Origin of the sequence: Streptomyces sp. NPDC020490 (assembly GCF_044335305.1) — a bacterium.
Taxonomy (GTDB): Bacteria; Actinomycetota; Actinomycetes; order Streptomycetales; family Streptomycetaceae; genus Streptomyces.
Window position 1 is genome coordinate 1 of sequence record NZ_JBIRUY010000073.1, and the last position, 17,131, is coordinate 17,131.

The 17,131-nt window shown below is 71.5% G+C and carries 15 protein-coding genes; 8 read left to right on the forward strand and 7 right to left on the reverse strand.

All coding sequences use genetic code 11. The annotated features are described in order from the left end of the window. Window positions 1–118: 118 nt before the first annotated feature. Together serB and ACH4ZX_RS39480 are read right to left on the reverse strand one after the other, a co-directional pair. The gene (gene serB, locus ACH4ZX_RS39475) at window positions 119–1,333 is read right to left on the reverse strand and encodes a phosphoserine phosphatase SerB (protein ID WP_398283630.1); all 1,215 of its coding nucleotides are present in this window, start codon (window positions 1,331–1,333) and stop codon (window positions 119–121) included. A gap of 187 nt (window positions 1,334–1,520) precedes the next feature. Then, the gene (locus ACH4ZX_RS39480; RefSeq protein ID WP_398283653.1) at window positions 1,521–3,443 is read right to left on the reverse strand and encodes a streptophobe family protein; all 1,923 of its coding nucleotides are present in this window, start codon (window positions 3,441–3,443) and stop codon (window positions 1,521–1,523) included. Window positions 3,444–3,802: 359 nt separating this feature from the next. On the opposite strand from ACH4ZX_RS39480, the gene ACH4ZX_RS39485 reads away from it, so the two are divergent. Next, window positions 3,803–6,313, forward strand: coding sequence for an FHA domain-containing protein (locus ACH4ZX_RS39485; RefSeq protein ID WP_398283632.1), 2,511 nt, complete (start codon window positions 3,803–3,805; stop codon window positions 6,311–6,313). A gap of 114 nt (window positions 6,314–6,427) precedes the next feature. Here ACH4ZX_RS39485 and ACH4ZX_RS39490 read toward each other — a convergent pair whose 3' ends face one another. Next, window positions 6,428–7,204: a transglycosylase SLT domain-containing protein gene (locus ACH4ZX_RS39490; RefSeq protein ID WP_398283633.1), complete on the reverse strand. Its 777-nt coding sequence runs from the start codon at window positions 7,202–7,204 to the stop codon at window positions 6,428–6,430. Window positions 7,205–8,014: 810 nt separating this feature from the next. Here ACH4ZX_RS39490 and ACH4ZX_RS39495 point away from each other — a divergent pair. The 3 genes from ACH4ZX_RS39495 (at window position 8,015) to ACH4ZX_RS39505 (ending at window position 10,167) form a co-directional block, all read left to right on the forward strand. Then, window positions 8,015–9,160 (forward strand): GAF domain-containing sensor histidine kinase, encoded by a 1,146-nt coding sequence (locus tag ACH4ZX_RS39495; RefSeq protein WP_398283634.1) that lies wholly within the window; start codon window positions 8,015–8,017, stop codon window positions 9,158–9,160. After that, a complete protein-coding gene (locus ACH4ZX_RS39500; RefSeq protein ID WP_398283636.1) occupies window positions 9,153–9,809 on the forward strand; it encodes a response regulator in 657 nt (218 codons plus the stop codon). The genes ACH4ZX_RS39495 and ACH4ZX_RS39500 overlap by 8 nt, the downstream gene beginning before the upstream one ends. A 112-nt stretch (window positions 9,810–9,921) precedes the next feature. Beyond that, window positions 9,922–10,167 carry a chaplin gene (locus ACH4ZX_RS39505; RefSeq protein ID WP_398283638.1) on the forward strand — a complete coding sequence of 82 codons (246 nt, stop codon included), beginning with the start codon at window positions 9,922–9,924 and terminating at the stop codon, window positions 10,165–10,167. A 451-nt stretch (window positions 10,168–10,618) separates the two neighbouring features. Here the strand turns inward: ACH4ZX_RS39505 and ACH4ZX_RS39510 are convergent, their stop codons facing one another. Then, window positions 10,619–11,401: a hypothetical protein gene (locus ACH4ZX_RS39510; protein WP_398283640.1), complete on the reverse strand. Its 783-nt coding sequence runs from the start codon at window positions 11,399–11,401 to the stop codon at window positions 10,619–10,621. Window positions 11,402–11,540: 139 nt separating this feature from the next. Between ACH4ZX_RS39510 and ACH4ZX_RS39515 the strand changes: the two genes are divergently transcribed. The 3 genes from ACH4ZX_RS39515 (at window position 11,541) to ACH4ZX_RS39525 (ending at window position 13,929) form a co-directional block, all read left to right on the forward strand. Beyond that, on the forward strand, window positions 11,541–12,338 hold the full coding sequence (locus ACH4ZX_RS39515; RefSeq protein ID WP_398283642.1) for an ABC transporter ATP-binding protein: 798 nt from the start codon (window positions 11,541–11,543) through the stop codon (window positions 12,336–12,338). A 49-nt stretch (window positions 12,339–12,387) separates the two neighbouring features. After that, on the forward strand, window positions 12,388–12,819 hold the full coding sequence (locus tag ACH4ZX_RS39520) for an NfeD family protein (RefSeq protein ID WP_398283644.1): 432 nt from the start codon (window positions 12,388–12,390) through the stop codon (window positions 12,817–12,819). A 141-nt stretch (window positions 12,820–12,960) separates the two neighbouring features. Next, a complete protein-coding gene (locus ACH4ZX_RS39525; protein WP_398283646.1) occupies window positions 12,961–13,929 on the forward strand; it encodes an SPFH domain-containing protein in 969 nt (322 codons plus the stop codon). A gap of 77 nt (window positions 13,930–14,006) precedes the next feature. Here the strand turns inward: ACH4ZX_RS39525 and ACH4ZX_RS39530 are convergent, their stop codons facing one another. The 3 genes from ACH4ZX_RS39530 to ACH4ZX_RS39540 all read right to left on the reverse strand — a co-directional run bounded on the left by ACH4ZX_RS39530 (window position 14,007) and on the right by ACH4ZX_RS39540 (window position 16,031). Continuing rightward, a complete protein-coding gene (locus ACH4ZX_RS39530; RefSeq protein WP_324785356.1) occupies window positions 14,007–14,513 on the reverse strand; it encodes an HNH endonuclease in 507 nt (168 codons plus the stop codon). A 155-nt stretch (window positions 14,514–14,668) separates the two neighbouring features. Beyond that, window positions 14,669–15,208, reverse strand: coding sequence for a YbhB/YbcL family Raf kinase inhibitor-like protein (locus ACH4ZX_RS39535; RefSeq protein ID WP_360760154.1), 540 nt, complete (start codon window positions 15,206–15,208; stop codon window positions 14,669–14,671). Window positions 15,209–15,248: 40 nt separating this feature from the next. After that, entirely contained in the window at window positions 15,249–16,031 is a 783-nt protein-coding gene (locus ACH4ZX_RS39540) for a sporulation protein (protein WP_398283649.1), read from the reverse strand. A 137-nt stretch (window positions 16,032–16,168) separates the two neighbouring features. Here ACH4ZX_RS39540 and ACH4ZX_RS39545 point away from each other — a divergent pair, with 137 nt between their 5' ends. Next, on the forward strand, window positions 16,169–16,810 hold the full coding sequence (locus ACH4ZX_RS39545; RefSeq protein WP_398283651.1) for a DNA-3-methyladenine glycosylase: 642 nt from the start codon (window positions 16,169–16,171) through the stop codon (window positions 16,808–16,810). Window positions 16,811–17,131 lie beyond the last annotated feature (321 nt).

The window sequence follows — 17,131 nt, forward strand, 5'->3', positions numbered from 1 at the left end:
GCACACTGGGCGCCGCCCGAGTAGAGCCCCCCCCGCTCACCCCCCCCGTGACCCGCCCCCCGCCCCGGGGGGCCCGGCACCGTCACGGTGCCGGGCCCCTCGCCGCTCACGGAACGTTTCACTGCTCGTCGAGCGTGTCCGCCGCCTCGACCTCTTCGCGGGTGACGCCCAGCAGGTACAGGACCGTGTCGAGGAACGGCACGTTCACCGCGGTGTGCGCCGCCTCCCGGACCACCGGCTTGGCGTTGAAGGCGACCCCGAGACCGGCCGCGTTGAGCATGTCCAGATCATTGGCGCCGTCGCCGATCGCGACCGTCTGCGCCAGCGGTACGCCCGCCTCCGCGGCGAACCGGCGCAGCAGCCGTGCCTTGCCCGCCCGGTCCACGATCTCCCCGACGACCCGCCCGGTCAGCTTCCCGTCGACGATCTCCAGGGTGTTGGCCTGCGCGAAGTCGAGGCCGAGCCGCTCCTTCAGATCGTCCGTGACCTGCGTGAACCCGCCCGAGACGACACCGACTTGGTAGCCGAGCCGCTTCAGCGTCCGGATCAGCGTGCGCGCACCCGGCGTCAGCCGCACCTCGCTGCGCACCTTGTCCACCACCGAGGCGTCCAGCCCCTCCAGCAGCGCCACGCGCGCGTGCAGCGACTGCTCGAAGTCCAGTTCTCCGCGCATCGCGGCGGCCGTCACCTCGGCGACCCGGTCCTCGCAGCCGGCGTGCGCGGCGAAGAGCTCGATCACCTCGTCCTGGATGAGCGTCGAGTCCACGTCCATGACGACGAGCCGCTGGGCCCGCCGGTGCAGTCCGGCGGCGACCACCGCGATGTCGACACCGAGTGCCGCCGCGTCGGTCACCAGCGCCGTGCGCAGGGGTTCGGTCTCCACGCCGGACACCGCGAACTCCACCGCCGTGACCGGGTACTTGGCGAGCCGGAAGATCCGGTCGATGTTGCCGCCGGCCTTGGTGATCCGCGCGGCGACCTGGGCCGTCGCCTCCGCGGTGAGCGGGTGGCCGAGCACGGTGACCAGGGAACGCCCGAGACCGCGCGGCCGGTTGTCGCCGTGGCCGGAGAGGATCTCCGCCTGCATCTTCATGGACTCCGCCCAGCTGTGGACGGTGGCCCGCAGGTTCCCTTCGAGCCCTCGCGGCGGCTCGGTCACGAGCGCGCACAGCACCATCCGGCCACGGGTGACGACCTGCTCGATGTCGACGACGTCGACGGAGTAGGCCGCGAGGGTGTCGAAGAGGCCGGCCGTGATGCCCGGCCGGTCCTTGCCGAAGATCTTGACGAGGAGGGTGGGGACGTCAGAGGACGAGGTCTGCGAAGCGCTCATGGTGTATCCACCGTATCCGGCACCCAGTGCCCTCCGCCCCTGAGGTCCGCCTGGCGGACAGCGAACAGTGGGTGCCGGCCGGGTGTCCGGCACCTTGCCCACCGGCCGCGACCGCCCGGCGGGGCCGCCGGGGCACCGCCGCCGGCCGCGTACGGCCGACCGGGCCCCGCACCCCGCGAGCACCGGCTCACCGGTCCGTCTTCGGCTTCCTCGGAGGGGCCTTCGGAGGCTTCCTCGGAGGGGTTCCCGGAGGGGGCGGCGGTGGCGGCCCCTCCGGCGCGGATCCCGGTGCCGGTCCCGTCCCCGCGTCCCGCCCGGACACCGGCTCGGACGGCTGCCGTGGAGGGCGCGGGGGACGCGGGGGAGGGGCTCCGAAGTGCCGCACCACGGTCGGGGCGCCGTACACGTCCGGCTCGGCGGGCGGCGGACCGTCGGGGTTCCGCGCGTCGCCGTCGGCCGGCCGTGCGCTTCCCCGGTCGCCGCCGTGGCGTGCGCCCTGGAAGGGCCCCGGCCCGTCCGGCGGCCGCGCGTCCTCCGGCTCCCGCAGCTCGTCCGGTACGAGCAGGTAGGGGTTGGTGGCGGGGTTCGGCGGCCGGTACGGCACACCGGGCTCGTACGGCCCGGCCCCACCACCGGAGACGGCCCCGGAGACGGCCGCACCGGAGACTCCCTCGCCGTCGACGCCATTGCCCGCGTCCCCGGCCCCGCCGCCGACGCCGCCCGTCTCCGGGACCTCCGGGACCTCCGGATCACTCCCACCGACCCCTGCCGCCCCTGCGGCCGGTCGTCCAGCCTCCGCCACGGGCGCGACCGCGCGAGCCAGAGGTGCCGCACGCCGCCCCGCCGCCCCGCCGGCCCACGCCAGCAGCGCCCCCGCCGCCCCCGCTGCCGCGCCCCACAGGGCGCCCAGCAGCAGCGCCGTCCCCAGCCGCCCGTGCAGCCAGATCCCGGCGCCGAACGCGTCGAAGCCCAGCACGGACAGCGAGGCGTCCACCGACACCTCAGTCAGCCAGGCGAGCAACGGCAGCGCCACCGCCGTGGCGATGCCCAGCCGCAGCGCGCACCGCCCCGCGAACCCGGCGGCCCCCGGCTCGCCCGCGGGTCCGCCCGCCACCGGCGTCCGCACCGCGGTCAGCACACCCGCCAGCAGCATCGTCACCGCCGCCGCGACGGCCAGCAGCCACACCCGGCCGTCCAGCTCCGCCAGCCGGCCCAGCGTCACCGGCTGGTCGGTGCTCGCGGTGAGCAGGTCGTCCAGCGGATCGGGCAGCAGCCGGGCGAGTTCGCCGGTCGCCCTGCCGTCGAACGGCAGGAACAGGCCGACCGGCAAGCCCAGCCAGGCGCCGTTCGGCGCGCCGAGCAGCGCGGCGCCCGCGATGCGCCGGGGATGGTCGTCACCGATCGCCGCGTACGCCGCCGCCGCGAGGCCCGCCACCACCGCCGCCAGCAGCACGGTGACGAGGGCGGACACGGCCGGACGCACGACGCGGTGCACCGCCTGCCAGCCGCGCGGCAGGGGGGTGCGGCGTGAGGCCAGCAGCGCGATCAGCAGGACCCCGGCCGACCAGCCGAGCCCGCCGAGCAGCGTCGGCGCCGTGTCGACGGTGAAGCCCACGGCCGCCTTCGCGTGGATCAGGTTGCCGACGTTGTCGGGCAGCAGCCCGCCGAGGTCCCCGAGGTCGCCGAGACCGGGGATGCTGATGCCCCCGCCGGCTCCGGTGGGCAGCTTGCCGAGGCCCAGCGAGCCGCCGTCGATCGTGATGACGTCGTGACCGGCCCAGGCCAGTCCGCCCAGCGTCGCGACGAACAGCGCGACCACCGTGCCCGCGCGCGCGAGCAGTTCGGCCGGCGCGATCACGACGCCGGCCGCGCGCAGGGACCGCAGGAAGAACCACGACAGCAGGAGCGCCCCGACCAGGCTGACCCCCAGTGGCGTGATCGTGACGGCCGTGTGGGCCTCAGCGCCCTTCAGGCCGAACGCGGACACATCACCGGACGGCGTGATCGAACCCCCCGCCCCGAGGGCCACGACCGCCGCGGTCATCGGCCCGAGCGAGCCCGCCGAGTCGGCCTCCAGCAGGTGCAGTCCGAGCGCCGCCGTGCCCGCCATCCCGATCAACGCCCAGCTCACGGCCGCGAGCGCGGACAACAGGACGTCGGCCCACGGCACCCTCCTGCCGTACTCCGCGCTCTCGACGCTCGACGACGTGCTCGACGACGTGCTCAACGACAGACCCCCCCGATCCGCGGCGCGGCCCGGTGGCCGCGCATGTCCCCCTCGCGTGGATTACCACTCTCCGGGTCGATTTCCACCCCGTCAACGGAACCAGCCGTTGCGTAAGCGCGTGCTTTTCACAAGGCCCGGCTTTCGGTCAGGGGGCGGAGCCTGAAATAGTTCCCGACGATGTTCGACATCCCTAGACTCCCTGTGATGGGGGTAACTCGGGGGACTACTCAGTGGGGCATGGAGTGCCGGAACTCGTACTGGAATCGAATGGACGTACCTGGACGCTCGACGCGTCCAGGACCTACACCCTCGGACGCGATCCGCAGGGCGACATCGTGCTCGACGACGCCAGGGTGTCCTGGCGTCACGCCACGATCAGCTGGAGCGGCCGCAGTTGGGTCATCGAGGACCACGGCAGCACCAACGGCACGTTCGTGCAGGGCCAGCGGATCCATCAGCTGGAACTCGGACCCGGCGCGTCGGTGAACCTCGGCAACGCGACGGACGGCCCACGCCTGAACGTCTCCGGCGCGGCGGCGGCCGTCGCCCAGCCGCAGCAGCAGCAGCCGTACGCAGCCCAGGGGGCGAACCCGGGCTGGGCCCCGCAGACGCCGCAGCAGGCGCCGCAGCAGGCCGGCTGGCAGCAGCCGCAGGCCACGCCGCAACAGGCCGCGCCGATTCCGTCGCAGCAGGGTCCCGGTGGTGGCGCGGGGGCGCCGCCGGTCTACGGCGACCGCAGCCCGACGACGTTCCACCAGTTCTCGCTGGACCGCGTCATGCGCATCGGCCGCGCCCTGGAGAACGACCTGGTCGTCTCGGACCTGCAGGTCTCCCGGCACCACGCCGAGTTCCACGCCACGCCGGACGGCCGCCTGGAGATCCGCGACCTCGGCTCGCACAACGGCACCTACGTCAACGGCCAGCCGATAGCCAAGGGCGGCTCGCAGCTGCTGGGCCCCACCGACATCATCGGCGTCGGCCACTCGACGTTCCGGATCGTCGGCGACCGCCTCGAGGAGTTCGTCGACACCGGTGAGGTGTCCTTCTCCGCCCGCCACCTGACCGTGACGGTCGACGGGGGCAAGCAGATCCTGAAGGACGTCTCCTTCGGCGTCCCCGAGAAGTCGCTGATCGCGGTGATCGGTCCGTCCGGCTCGGGCAAGTCGACCCTGCTGAAGGCGCTCACCGGCTACCGGCCCGCCAACCAGGGCGACGTCCTCTACGACAACCGCAACCTGTACAAGCAGTTCGCCGAGCTGCGCCAGCGCATCGGTCTGGTCCCGCAGGACGACATCCTGCACAAGGAGCTGACCGTCAAGAAGGCCCTCAAGTACGCGGCCAAGCTCCGTTTCCCGGCCGACACCACGGCCGCCGAGCGCGAGGCCCGCATCGACGAGGTGCTGCGCGAGCTGAAGCTGGACATCCACAAGGAGAAGAAGGTCACCTCCCTCTCCGGCGGCCAGCGCAAGCGCGTCTCCGTCGCCCTGGAGCTGCTCACCAAGCCGTCGCTGATCTTCCTCGACGAGCCGACCTCCGGTCTCGACCCGGGCATGGACCGCGACGTCATGCAGCTGCTGCGCGGTCTCGCCGACGACGGCCGCACGGTCCTCGTCGTCACCCACTCCGTCGCCGAGCTGGCGCTGTGCGACAAGCTGCTGGTGATGGCGCCGGGCGGCGCGGTCGCCTACTTCGGCCCGCCGGAGGAGGCACTGAACTTCTTCGGCTACGACACCTGGGCCGATGTCTTCTCCGCCTTCGAGAACTACCGCGACTACGACTGGGCGGGGCGCTGGAAGGGCTCGCAGCACTACCAGATGTACGCCGCGGACATCGACGCCGTCGCGCCGCAGTCCGTACAGGTGCCGCCGATGCAGGGGATGCGGCCGCCCAAGCCGCAGGGCTGGATGTCGCAGTTCGTCACGCTGGTGCGCCGCTACGTGGCGGTGATCGCGTCCGACAAGGGCTTCCTGGCACTGATGGTGATCCTGCCGGCGGTCCTCGGCGCGGTGAGCCTGCTCATCGACTCGGGCAACAGCCTGCTGCCCAACCCGTTCAACCCGCAGACCGGCCGGATCATCCCCAACGGCACGGCCACCACGGTCCTGCTGATCCTCGCGGTCGGCGCCTGCTTCGCCGGCGCCGCGAACTCCGTCCGAGAGCTGATCAAGGAACGGGTCATCTACGAGCGGGAACGCGCGACCGGCCTGTCCCGCAGCGCGTACCTGATGTCCAAGGTGTTCGTGCTCGGCGCGATCACCGTGTTCCAGGGCGGCCTGGTCGGCGCCATCGGCTTCTTCAACCGGGAGATCCCGGAGCAGGGCCTGGTGTTCGGCAGCGCCACCATCCTGGAGCTCTCCGTGCCGATCATGGCCCTGGGCTTCACCTCGATGATGTTCGGCCTGATCATCTCCTCGCTGGTGAAGACGGCCGAGAAGACCATGCCGCTGCTGGTCATGTTCGCGATCATCCAGGTCGTGTTCACCGGCTGCCTGTTCACCCTGAACGGCTCGATCGGCGTCAACCAGTTCTCGTTCCTGATGCCGTCGCGCTGGGCGGTCGCCGCCGCGGGTGCCACGCTGGACTTCAACAAGATCGCCCCGCCGAAGCCCGGCGAGAGCAATGACCCGCTGTGGGAGCACGCCGTCGGCACCTGGTGCGTGGACATGCTCGCCCTGATCGCCCTCGGCGTGGTCTGCGGCTTCTTCGTGGCCCGCTTCCTGCGCCGCCACGAGCCCGAGGTCATGCGCAAGTAGCGGCGCGACAGCGGTCAGGGCCCGCGAGGCCCGTACGGCCCCGAAGGGCGGCACCCGTCAGGAGGTGCCGCCCTTCGGCGTCATGTACCGAGGTCCGCGCTGACCTCGGTGACCTCAGTACGCGCTGTTGACGTTGTCGATCGAGCCGTACCGGTGGGCCGCGTAGTTGGCCGCGGCGGTGATGTTGGCGACCGGGTCGTAGATGTTCCAGGACGTGCCCGGGACGTGGTATGCCCGGAAGGTCGGCGGGATCACCTGCAGCAGGCCCTTCGACGGGATGCCGTTGATGGCGTTGATGTCCCAGTTGTTGATCGCGTTCGGGTTGCCCGAGGACTCACGCATGATGTTGCGGTGCAGGCCGCTGTAGCTGCCCGGGATGCCCTTGGATCTCATGATGTCCAGGGAATGCCTGATCCAGCCGTCGAGGTTGTTGGCGTACGTCTTCGCGGCCACCGACTCGATCGCGGGACGCCGGGCGGACCGGTTCGCGGCCTCCGCCTTGCGCGCCGCCTCGGCCTTCTTCCTGGCCGCGGCCTCGGCGGCGGCCTGCTTCCGGGCGGCGGCCCGAGCGTCGGCCTTGGCCTTCGCGTCCGCCTTCGCCTTCGCGGCGGCCTCGGCCTTCGCCTGCGCCCTGGCCCTGATGGCCTCCGCCTTCAGGCTGGCGCCGGCCAGCTGGTCGGTGACGCTGGCCCGGACGTCCTTGATCTGCTCGGAGCTGTAGGCCACACGTGCCGTGGAATCCGCCTCGCTCGTGGTCTTCGTCCCGGACCCGCCGGGCACCGCGGTGAAGGCGAGGGCCGCGGCGCCGAGGGCGGCGACACCGCTCAGCGCGACCTTGTGGTGCCGGGTGAGCACACGACTGAGACCACGAACAGGGGTGTTTTCGAGCATGGCAGACGGACCTCTTCGAATAGCGCGGAAATCGCTCTGAGTCCGGCGGGGGACAGGGGTCCGCCCCGCACTAGGGCCGCGGGGGAAATCGCGGCGCTGAGCGACGGGAGCAATTCTTAGCGGCCGCAAAATTCTGTGGCAACGGTGTGACGTACGATCCCAGGTAGTGGATCAGGTGTGGGTAAAGCGGGACAGAACGGGGTGTCTTTCCCGCTCATGGAGGCGGGCCTGGTCTCCTACCGCCCTTCGTACGTGACGTGCGCCCTGTGCCCGGCGTCACACCGGCCGCGCGCTGGTCTCACAAGAAGTTGCGCCCGCAATGCTCTGCGTGAGGAGTCCCCGGCGGGAGCCGCCACTGCGGGCCGCCGGCTCCGCGGCCCGCACCGCCGCCGTCCCCACGGCGACGGCCCGCACGCGGACAGCGGCTGCTCCCGCTCCGCGCGGGAGCAGCGGACGGACCCCCGTGCTCCCGCAGCGGCCCGAGCACGCCGCCCGCCCCCGGGCAGCGGCCACCCATGTACCTGCGGGCCCGCCCGCACGCCCGCGCGCGTGTGTGTGGGCGGGCGGGCGTGTGGGCGGGCGGAGAAGCGCACCACCACGCGCGCCCGATCCGCCCGTCCACGGCGGCGGCCGGCGTCGGCGAGGTGTTCACCACGAGCGGGTCCCCGGCCCGCAGCAGGCTCCACAGGCCGCCGCGGATCCTCCGGCCGACGTCGCGGACCGGGAGACCTCCGGCCTAGGACCACGGGCCCGGGCGGTGGCCGTCGCCGGTCCGATCCGGCTGTCACACCCCGCCGGTACCGTGAGGACATGAGTCGAGGTCCCCGGTCCGGTCTCGCGGCGGTCAGTTCCGCGCTGCTGGCCATGAGCAGGCATCTGGAGGTGCGCGACGTCCTCAAGACGATCGTCGCCTCGGCCCGCGAGCTGCTCGGCGCGCAGTACGCCGCGCTCGGCGTCCCCGACGACCACGGAGGCTTCGCCCAGTTCGTGGTGGACGGCGTCAGCGACGCGCAGTGGAAGGCCATCGGCCCGCTCCCGCGCCAGCACGGCATCCTCGCCGCGATGCTGCACGAGGCCGGCCCCGAGCGACTCGCCGACGTGCGCGAGGACCCCCGCTTCGAAGGCTGGCCGTCCGCCCACCCCGAACTGTCCGACTTCCTTGGCCTGCCCATCCGCGACGGCGACGAGACCATCGGCGCGCTGTTCCTCGCCAACAAGGACTGCCCGAAGCCGCAAGGCGGCTGCGGCTTCACCGAAGAGGACGAGGAACTCCTGGCCATCCTCGCCCAGCACGCGGCCATCGCCCTCACCAACGCCCGCCTGTACGAACGCAGCCGCGAACTGACGATCGCCGAGGAGCGCTCCCGTCTCGCCCACGAGCTGCACGACGCGGTCAGCCAGAAACTGTTCTCGCTGCGCCTGACCGCCCAGGCCGCCACCGCGCTCATCGACCGCGACCCCTCCCGCGCCAAGGGCGAGCTGCAGCAGGTGGCCGTGCTCGCCGCCGAGGCCGCCGAGGAACTGCGCGCCGCCGTCGTCGAACTGCGGCCCGCCGCGCTCGACGAGGACGGGCTCGTGGCCACCCTGCGCACCCAGGTCCAGGTCCTCGACCGCGCCCACACCGCACGCGTGACCTTCACCAACGCCGGCTTCCGCGCCCTGCCCGCGGCCCAGGAGGAGGCCATGCTGCGGGTCGCCCAGGAGGCCCTGCACAACGCCCTGCGGCACTCCGGCGCCGAGCACGTCGACGTGACCGTGGGCCGGCGCGGCTGCGGAGCCGCGCTGCGGATCACGGACGACGGCCGGGGATTCGACCCGCGGTCGGTACGGAGCGCGGGGCGCCACCTGGGCCTGGTGTCCATGCGTGACCGGGCGAGCGGGGTCGGCGGCACGCTGGCCGTGGAGTCGGCGCCCGGCAAGGGCACCACGGTCGAGATGGAGGTTCCCGGTGGCTGACGCGATCAGGGTGCTGGTCGTCGACGACCACCAGGTCGTCCGGCGGGGCCTGCGCACGTTCCTGGAGGTGCAGGAGGACATCGAGGTCGTGGGCGAGGCGGCCGACGGCGCCGACGGGGTGGCCCGCGCGGAGGAGCTGCGGCCCGACGTCGTGCTGATGGACGTCAAGATGCCCGGGATGGACGGCGTGGCGGCGCTCCGCAGACTCCGCGAGCTGGGCAATCCCGCGCGCGTGATCGTCGTGACCAGCTTCACCGAACAGCGCACGGTCGTCCCCGCCCTGCGCGCGGGAGCCGCCGGTTACGTCTACAAGGACATCGATCCGGACGCGCTGGCCGGCGCCATCCGCTCCGTACACGCCGGACACGTCCTGCTCCAGCCCGAGGTGGCCGACGTCCTGCTGTCCCGGGAGGACGCCGGCCCGGGCCAGGGAAGGGCCGGTTCGCTCACCGAACGGGAACGCGAGGTGCTCGGCCTGATAGCCGACGGCCGCTCGAACCGGGAGATCGCGCGTGCCCTGGTCCTGTCCGAGAAGACGGTGAAGACGCACGTCTCGAACATCCTGATGAAACTCGACCTGGCCGACCGCACCCAGGCCGCACTGTGGGCGGTACGTCATGGAGTGGCCGACGGTTCCGCTCCGGACTGAGATTCATACTGTCGTGGGAATGTCCCCCACCTGGCGCATCCTCCGGGAGCCTCCGCCGTTCTCCAGTGCGTGCCGCGGTGACTGCCGCGGCAGTCACCAGGAGGGGTAGTAAGTGAAGAACCTGAAGAAGGCAGTGGCCGTGACGATGGTGGCCGGCGGGCTGGTCGCCGCAGGCTCCGGACTGGCCTCCGCCACCGACGGCGCGTGGGCCGGCGGCGAGGCCAAGGGCTCCCCGGGCGTCCTGTCCGGCAACGTCGTCCAGGCCCCGGTGCACCTGCCGGTGAACGTGGTGGGCAACACCGTGAACGTCGTCGGCGCGCTGAACCCGGCCTTCGGCAACCTGGGCGCCAACCACTGACACCCGCCGCACACGATCGCTGATCTCCGGCCTCCCAGGCCCCACCCGGGAGGCCACCCGCCCCACGGCGTCACGCCCGCGCAGCCACCGGGCGCGGGCCCAAGCCCGGCCGCCGACGCCACCCGCTTCCGCGCGGCGGCGTTCAGCTCGACGGCCTGCCTCCGGCACACCGACCGCCCGCATTCCCCGGCGGCTGACCGCCGCTACCGCGTGCACCTCCCCCGCGGCCCCACACATGATGACCGCCCGCCCGCCCGCCCGCGCACCGCGGTCACGGAGCCGGCCGCTTCCCGGCCGGCGGCGCCCAGGCCCCCAGGCCGGTGGAGCCCCGGCGGGCGGCGCCCAAGCCGGCCGTCCGCTGTCGGTCCGCCCCGCTGTCGGTCCGCCCCGCTGTCGGTCCGCCCCGCTCTCGGCCCGCCCCCTGTCGGTCCGCCCGGTGCGCCGCCCCGGCTCACCTTCGCTCCCGCTCCTCCACGACGGCGTTGTACGCCGCCACCTGCGCCCGTCGAGCCGTTCGTTCCACCGGCCGCAGCGCCTGGGAGCGCGCCGCCATCTCCCCGGCGCTGACCGCACCCCCGTGCCCGCGCTCGCACGCCAGCGACACCAGCAGCCCCACCCGCCGCGCCAGCTCCAGCACCCGCACCGCCCGCGGCGGATACCCCGGCGCCAGCACCTCCCGGCCGCTCTCGGCCCGCGCCCGGTACGCGTCGATCGCCGCCTCCGCCACCGGACCCGCCCCGGCGACGTCCAACCGCGAGAGGACCTCCGTCGCCTCCCGCAACGCCTCCGCCAGCTCCCGCTCGGCCTCGCCCAGCGACGGAACGTCGGCCGGCGGCGCCTCCCGCACCGGCAGGCAGCGCCAGACGACCTCGACATGCAGATCACCGTCGGGCCCGGCCTCGTACACCTCCGGCACGAGCCCGAACGCGGCGCCGTAACAGATCACCGCCTCCCCGGCCTCCAGCGCCCGAACGTTGAACTCCGGCGGCCCGCTCAGCCCCAGCGGATGCCCGGGCGCGGGCAGCGCCACCCGCAGCCCCGTGACCCCGAGCGCCCGCAGCCGCCCCAGCGCGAGGGTCAGTCCGACGGGCCCCGACTCGCCGGGCAACCCCTCCACCCGGTGCACGGCGTCGTCGCCGACGATCGCCGCCACGGCGTCGTCCGGAGAGACAAGTCCGGCCAGAAGGGCGTTTCCCCAAGCGGCAAGGCGTCCTGAACGCGGTTCCGTGAGCATGCCCCCACCCTAAGGACCGGACCGATGGATGGGACCGGCCGACCGGTGGCGTAGATTTCCTAAAGGGCTGTGCCACAAAGCGCACGCGACCGCCGAGACGCCGAAACCTGGTCACACTGCAAGGGGAGACAACGCGCTCATGAGCGATGTTCTGGAACTTCAGGACGTATCCGTCATCCGTGAGGGCCGGGCTCTGGTGGACCAGGTCTCCTGGTCGGTCAAGGAGGGCGAGCGCTGGGTCATCCTCGGCCCGAACGGCGCCGGCAAGACCACCCTGCTCAACGTCGCCTCCAGCTACCTCTACCCCAGCAAGGGCACCGCCGCCATCCTCGGCGAGACCCTCGGCAAGCCCGGCACCGACGTCTTCGAACTGCGCCCGCGCATCGGCATCGCCGGCATCGCCATGGCCGACAAGCTGCCCAAGCGCCAGACGGTCCTGCAGACCGTGCTGACGGCCGCCTACGGCATGACCGCGCACTGGCAGGAGGACTACGAGGAGATCGACGAGCAGCGAGCCCGGGCCTTCCTCGACCGCCTCGGCATGAGCGATTACCTCGACCGCAAGTTCGGCACCCTCTCCGAGGGCGAGCGCAAGCGCACCCTCATCGCCCGCGCCCTGATGACCGACCCGGAGTTGCTGCTCCTCGACGAGCCCGCCGCCGGCCTCGACCTCGGCGGCCGCGAGGACCTGGTCCGCCGCCTCGGCCGCCTCGCCCGCGACCCCATCGCCCCCTCGATGATCATGGTGACCCACCACGTCGAGGAGATCGCCCCCGGCTTCACCCACGTCCTGATGATCCGGCAGGGCAAGGTCCTCACCGCCGGCCCCCTGGAACTCGAGCTCACCTCCCGCAACCTCTCCCTCTGCTTCGGTCTCCCGCTCGTCGTCGAGCAGGTCGGCGACCGCTGGACGGCCCACGGCCTGCCGCTGTCCTGAGGGCTTTTGCGCCCTGTCCGAGACCCGACCGCGGCCCTACCATGACCGTGTGAACGACATCGACGCATGGGTGTGGTGGCTCGTCGGCGCGGCAGCGCTGGGAATCCCGCTCGTGGTGACCGCGATGCCGGAGTTCGGCATGTTCGCGGTGGGCGCCGTCGCCGCGGCGGCCGTCGCCGGTCTCGGCTTCGGCGTGGTGGCCCAGGTGCTCGCCTTCGTCGTCGTCTCGGTCGCCCTGATCGCCGTCGTACGGCCCATCGCGTACCGGCACCGCACCGAGCGGCCTCAACTCGCCACGGGCATCGACGCCCTGAAAGGCAGGCAGGCCGTCGTGCTGGAGCGGGTCGACGGATCGGGCGGCCGGATCAAGCTCGCGGGGGAAGTGTGGTCGGCCCGTTCCCTCGACACCGGCCGCGCCTACGAAGTGGGTGAGGAAGTGGACGTCGTGGACATCGAGGGGGCCACGGCGATCATCATGTGACCTCGCTCGACGCAACTGGATCTCAACTGCTCCGAACACCCCACGAGTTACGCGACGGTCTGTCACACTCGACCAGCAAGATCTTCAACGACACAAGATCTTCCATAGGCGCCGAGGCGGAGAAGGGTACGGGGAACGACGATGGAACCGGTCATCATCGTCCTGATCATTCTGGTGGTGTTGGTCTTCATCGCCCTGATCAGGACTATCCAAGTCATCCCGCAGGCCAGCGCCGCCATCGTGGAGCGCTTCGGCCGTTACACGCGGACGCTGAACGCGGGACTCAACATCGTCGTCCCGTTCATCGACACCATCCGCAACCGCATCGACCTGCGCGAACAAGTCGTCCCGTTCCCGCCGCAGCCGGTGATCACCCAGGACAACCTGGTCGTCAACATCGACACCGTCATCTACTACCAGGTGACCGACGCCCGGGCCGCCACCTACGAGGTCGCCAGCTACATCCAGGCGATCGAGCAGCTCACCGTCACCACCCTGCGCAACATCATCGGCGGCATGGACCTGGAGCGCACCCTGACGTCCCGTGAGGAGATCAACGCGGCCTTGCGCGGCGTCCTCGACGAGGCCACCGGCAAGTGGGGCATCCGCGTCAACCGCGTCGAACTCAAGGCCATCGAACCGCCGACCTCCATCCAGGACTCGATGGAGAAGCAGATGCGCGCCGACCGTGACAAGCGCGCCGCGATCCTCCAGGCCGAGGGTGTCCGGCAGTCCGAGATCCTGCGCGCCGAGGGTGAGAAGCAGTCCCAGATCCTGCGGGCCGAAGGTGAGGCCAAGGCCGCCGCCCTGCGCGCGGAGGGCGAGGCCCAGGCCGTCCGTACGGTGTTCGAGGCCATCCACGCCGGCGACCCGGACCAGAAGCTGCTGTCCTACCAGTACCTCCAGATGCTGCCGAAGATCGCCGAAGGCGACGCCAACAAGCTCTGGATCGTCCCCAGCGAAATCGGCGACGCCCTCAAGGGCCTGTCCGGTGCCATGGGCAACTTCGGCCCCATGGGCGGCGGTTCCGGCGGCAACGGATCCACAGGCAACGGCAGCGGCAGCGGCGGCGCGGCCGCGGAGCGCCGGGAGAAGCCCCAGATCGACTGACGGCACCCCGAAAAGCGAAGTTCCCCGCGCCCCTCGGCAAGGAGCGCGGGGAACAGTGCTGTTCAGCACCGAAGCTCTCAAGCGACGTCGCGAGCCAGCCAGTCAGGAAGCGAGGCGGCGTCGTCGGCCCCCAGCGCCAGCAGCATCGCATCGGCGGGCGTCGGCTCGAACGGCTGCCTCAGCAACGGCATGCCCGCCTCCTCCGGAGTCCGGTCGGCCTTGCGGTGGTTGTCCTCCGCGCACGACGCGACCGTGTTCAGCCAGGTGTCCTGACCCCCCTGCGACCGCGGCACCACGTGGTCCACGGTCGTCGCCCGCCTGCCGCAGTACGCGCACCGGTGCCGGTCCCGCACCAGGACACCCCGCCTCGACCAGGGCGCTTGTCTTCGGAACGGCACCCGTACGTACCGGCACAGCCTGATCACCCGGGGCGCGGGTATGTCCACGGCGGCACCCCGCATGCGCAGTTCGGGGTGGGCCTGCTCGACGACGGCCTTGTCCTGCAGCACCAGGACCACGGCCCGGTTCAGGGTCACCGTCGACAGCGGCTCGAAGCTCGCGTTCAGCACCAGCGTGTCACGCATCCAGCCCACCTCCCGTCTGCACCGGCCCACCCCCTGGCGGGCTCGGATCAACTCTGGACGGGCACGCCGAGATGGACAACGCAATAAAAAAGTGCCCGCCCCTGATCAATTCCAAGACCAGGGGCGGGCAAACGTTCTATGAACGTTCCTCCTGCTCAGCCCTCCGCGGGAACCTCGTACTCCCCGATGAGCTGGGCACGCGCGATCGTGTGGAAGCGCAGGTTGAAACCGACGGCGGCCGGGGAGGTGTCGGAGTCCGGACCGAGCTTCTCCTGGTCCACGGCGTACACCGTGAACACGTACCGGTGCGGCCCGTCCCCGGGCGGCGGAGCGGCTCCGCCGAAGTCCTTCGTCCCGTAGTCGTTCCGGGCCTGGACCGCGCCCTCGGGCAGTCCCTCGAACGTGCCGCTGCCCGCACCGACCGGCAGCTCGGTCACCGAGGCCGGGATGTCGAACACGACCCAGTGCCAGAACCCGCTGCCCGTCGGGGCGTCCGGGTCGTAGCAGGTCACGGCGAAGCTCTTGGTCTCCGGCGGGAAGCCCTCCCACCGCAGGTGCGGCGAGGTGTTGCCCTCCGCGTGGACCTGAGCGCTCTTGAGCGTCGCGCCCTCCTCGACGTCCTCGCTCGTCACCGTGAACGACGGCACGGGGGGATGGAAGTCGTGGGGGAGCGGCCGCCTCTTGAGCTCGGTCACCTCGGTACCTCCTGATCGGATCCGTTCAGTAGGTCCGAGCCTAGAACCAGTTGCGCTTGCTGCCGACCTCGGACAGCCACTGGTTGAGGTACGCCGCCCAGTCGGTCCCGTGGTAGTCCTGCAGACCCACCTGGAACGACCGGAAGGTGTCGCTGCCCTCGCTGAACAGCCCCGGCTTCTTGTCCATCTCCAGCACGACGTCCATCTCGTGCGCGTCGGCCACGAAGCTCAACTCGACCTGGTTCAGCCCCCGGTACTGCGACGGCGGGAAGAACTCGATCTCCTGGTAGAACGGCAGCTGCTGCCGCGTGCCCCGGATGTGACCGCGCTCCATGTCCGCGCTCTTGAAGCGGAAGCCGAGCTGGATGAACGCGTCGAGGATCGCCTGCTGCGCCGGCAGCGGGTGCACGTTGATCGGGTCCACGTCACCGGAGTCGATGGCACGCGCGATCGCCAGCTCGGTGCTCACACCGATGTTCATCCCGCGCAGCGACTGCCCGTCGATCATCGTGATCGGGGTCTCCCACGGGATCTCCAGCCCGAACGGCACCGAGTGCACGGCCTTCGCCTGGAGCTCGAAGGCACCGCCGAGCTGCAGCTTGGCGAACTCGATGTTCTGGTGGTACTCCTCTTCCCCGCCTTCCACCTCGACGCGCGCCCGCAGGGCCACCGACAGGCCCTCGATGTTCTGGTTCACGGACCCGCCCTGGATCCGCACCTCGCCCTGGACGACGCCACCCGGAACGACGTTGACCTCGGTCAGTTCGGTCTCGACCGAAGCTCCGCCGGCCCCCAGACTCGCGAGCAGCTTCTTGAACGCCATGACTCTCCTCTTACGTGTGGACCCTTGATCCCTACAAACGCGATCCGGGCGTGGCCGGTTCCGCCTCACACCCTGGCAAGACGGCCGAATCTTCGCCACCCCTCGGCGTCCACCCGTCTGGACTACGCTCGTACCCCATGATCGCGCCCCCGGACCGTACGCCACTGCCCAGGGAGTTCTTCGACCGCCCCGTACTCGAGGTCGCGCCGGACCTCCTGGGCCGCGTCCTCGTACGCACGACCCCGGACGGCCCGATCGCGCTGCGCCTCACGGAGGTCGAGGCCTACGACGGTCCGGGCGACCCCGGCTCCCACGCCTATCGCGGCCGCACACCCCGCAACGACGTGATGTTCGGCCCGCCCGGACACGTGTACGTGTACTTCACCTACGGCATGTGGTTCTGCATGAACCTGGTGTGCGGACCGGAAGGCAGGGCGAGCGCGGTCCTGCTCCGGGCCGGCGAGGTCGTGGAGGGCGTCGAGCTCGCCCGCAAACGCCGGATCTCGGCCCGCACCGAGCACGAACTGGCCAAGGGCCCCGCCCGCCTGGCCACGGCCCTGGACGTGGACCGGGACCTCAACGGCACGGACGCGTGCGCCCCCGGTGACACGCCCCTGCGGATCGTGACGGGTGCCCCGGTGTCCGCCGGTCGGGTCCTCAACGGCCCGCGCACCGGAGTCGCGGGTGACGGCGGTGTCCACCCCTGGCGCTTCTGGGTCGGCGACGATCCGACCGTGAGCCCGTACCGGGCCCATGTGCCGCGCCGCCGTCGAAGTTGACTCGCTCCGCGAAGGTGCGTAACGTAGCCCGAGCCGCTTGAACCGGGTACGGCATTCGCCTGCAGCCGGAAGCGGCCAACCCACTACCTGACGATCACCCCTCAGCGGGGTCGAATTCGGCGTGTTCGCGCGCCCGAATTCGAGCCGGCGGAACTCGATTATGAGTTGGCGAGGGAATCGGCTAACGTAGTGAATGTCGAAAGGCCCCGCCGACAGGGAATCAGGCCCGAAAGGATCTGATAGAGTCGGAAACGCAAGACCGAAGGGAAGCGCCCGGAGGAAAGCCCGAGAGGGTGAGTACAAAGGAAGCGACCGTTCCTT

Excerpts from the sequence above, each read along its gene's own strand:
- serB (WP_398283630.1), bottom strand. The coding sequence starts at position 1,333 with ATGAGCGCTTCGCAGACCTCGTCCTCTGACGTCCCCACCCTCCTCGTC.
- ACH4ZX_RS39480 (WP_398283653.1), bottom strand. The coding sequence starts at position 3,443 with ATGGCGGGCACGGCGGCGCTCGGACTGCACCTGCTGGAGGCCGACTCG.
- ACH4ZX_RS39490 (WP_398283633.1), bottom strand. The coding sequence starts at position 7,204 with ATGCTCGAAAACACCCCTGTTCGTGGTCTCAGTCGTGTGCTCACCCGG.
- ACH4ZX_RS39495 (WP_398283634.1), top strand. The coding sequence starts at position 8,015 with ATGAGTCGAGGTCCCCGGTCCGGTCTCGCGGCGGTCAGTTCCGCGCTG.
- ACH4ZX_RS39510 (WP_398283640.1), bottom strand. The coding sequence starts at position 11,401 with ATGCTCACGGAACCGCGTTCAGGACGCCTTGCCGCTTGGGGAAACGCC.
- ACH4ZX_RS39515 (WP_398283642.1), top strand. The coding sequence starts at position 11,541 with ATGAGCGATGTTCTGGAACTTCAGGACGTATCCGTCATCCGTGAGGGC.
- ACH4ZX_RS39525 (WP_398283646.1), top strand. The coding sequence starts at position 12,961 with ATGGAACCGGTCATCATCGTCCTGATCATTCTGGTGGTGTTGGTCTTC.
- ACH4ZX_RS39530 (WP_324785356.1), bottom strand. The coding sequence starts at position 14,513 with ATGCGTGACACGCTGGTGCTGAACGCGAGCTTCGAGCCGCTGTCGACG.
- ACH4ZX_RS39540 (WP_398283649.1), bottom strand. The coding sequence starts at position 16,031 with ATGGCGTTCAAGAAGCTGCTCGCGAGTCTGGGGGCCGGCGGAGCTTCG.
- ACH4ZX_RS39545 (WP_398283651.1), top strand. The coding sequence starts at position 16,169 with ATGATCGCGCCCCCGGACCGTACGCCACTGCCCAGGGAGTTCTTCGAC.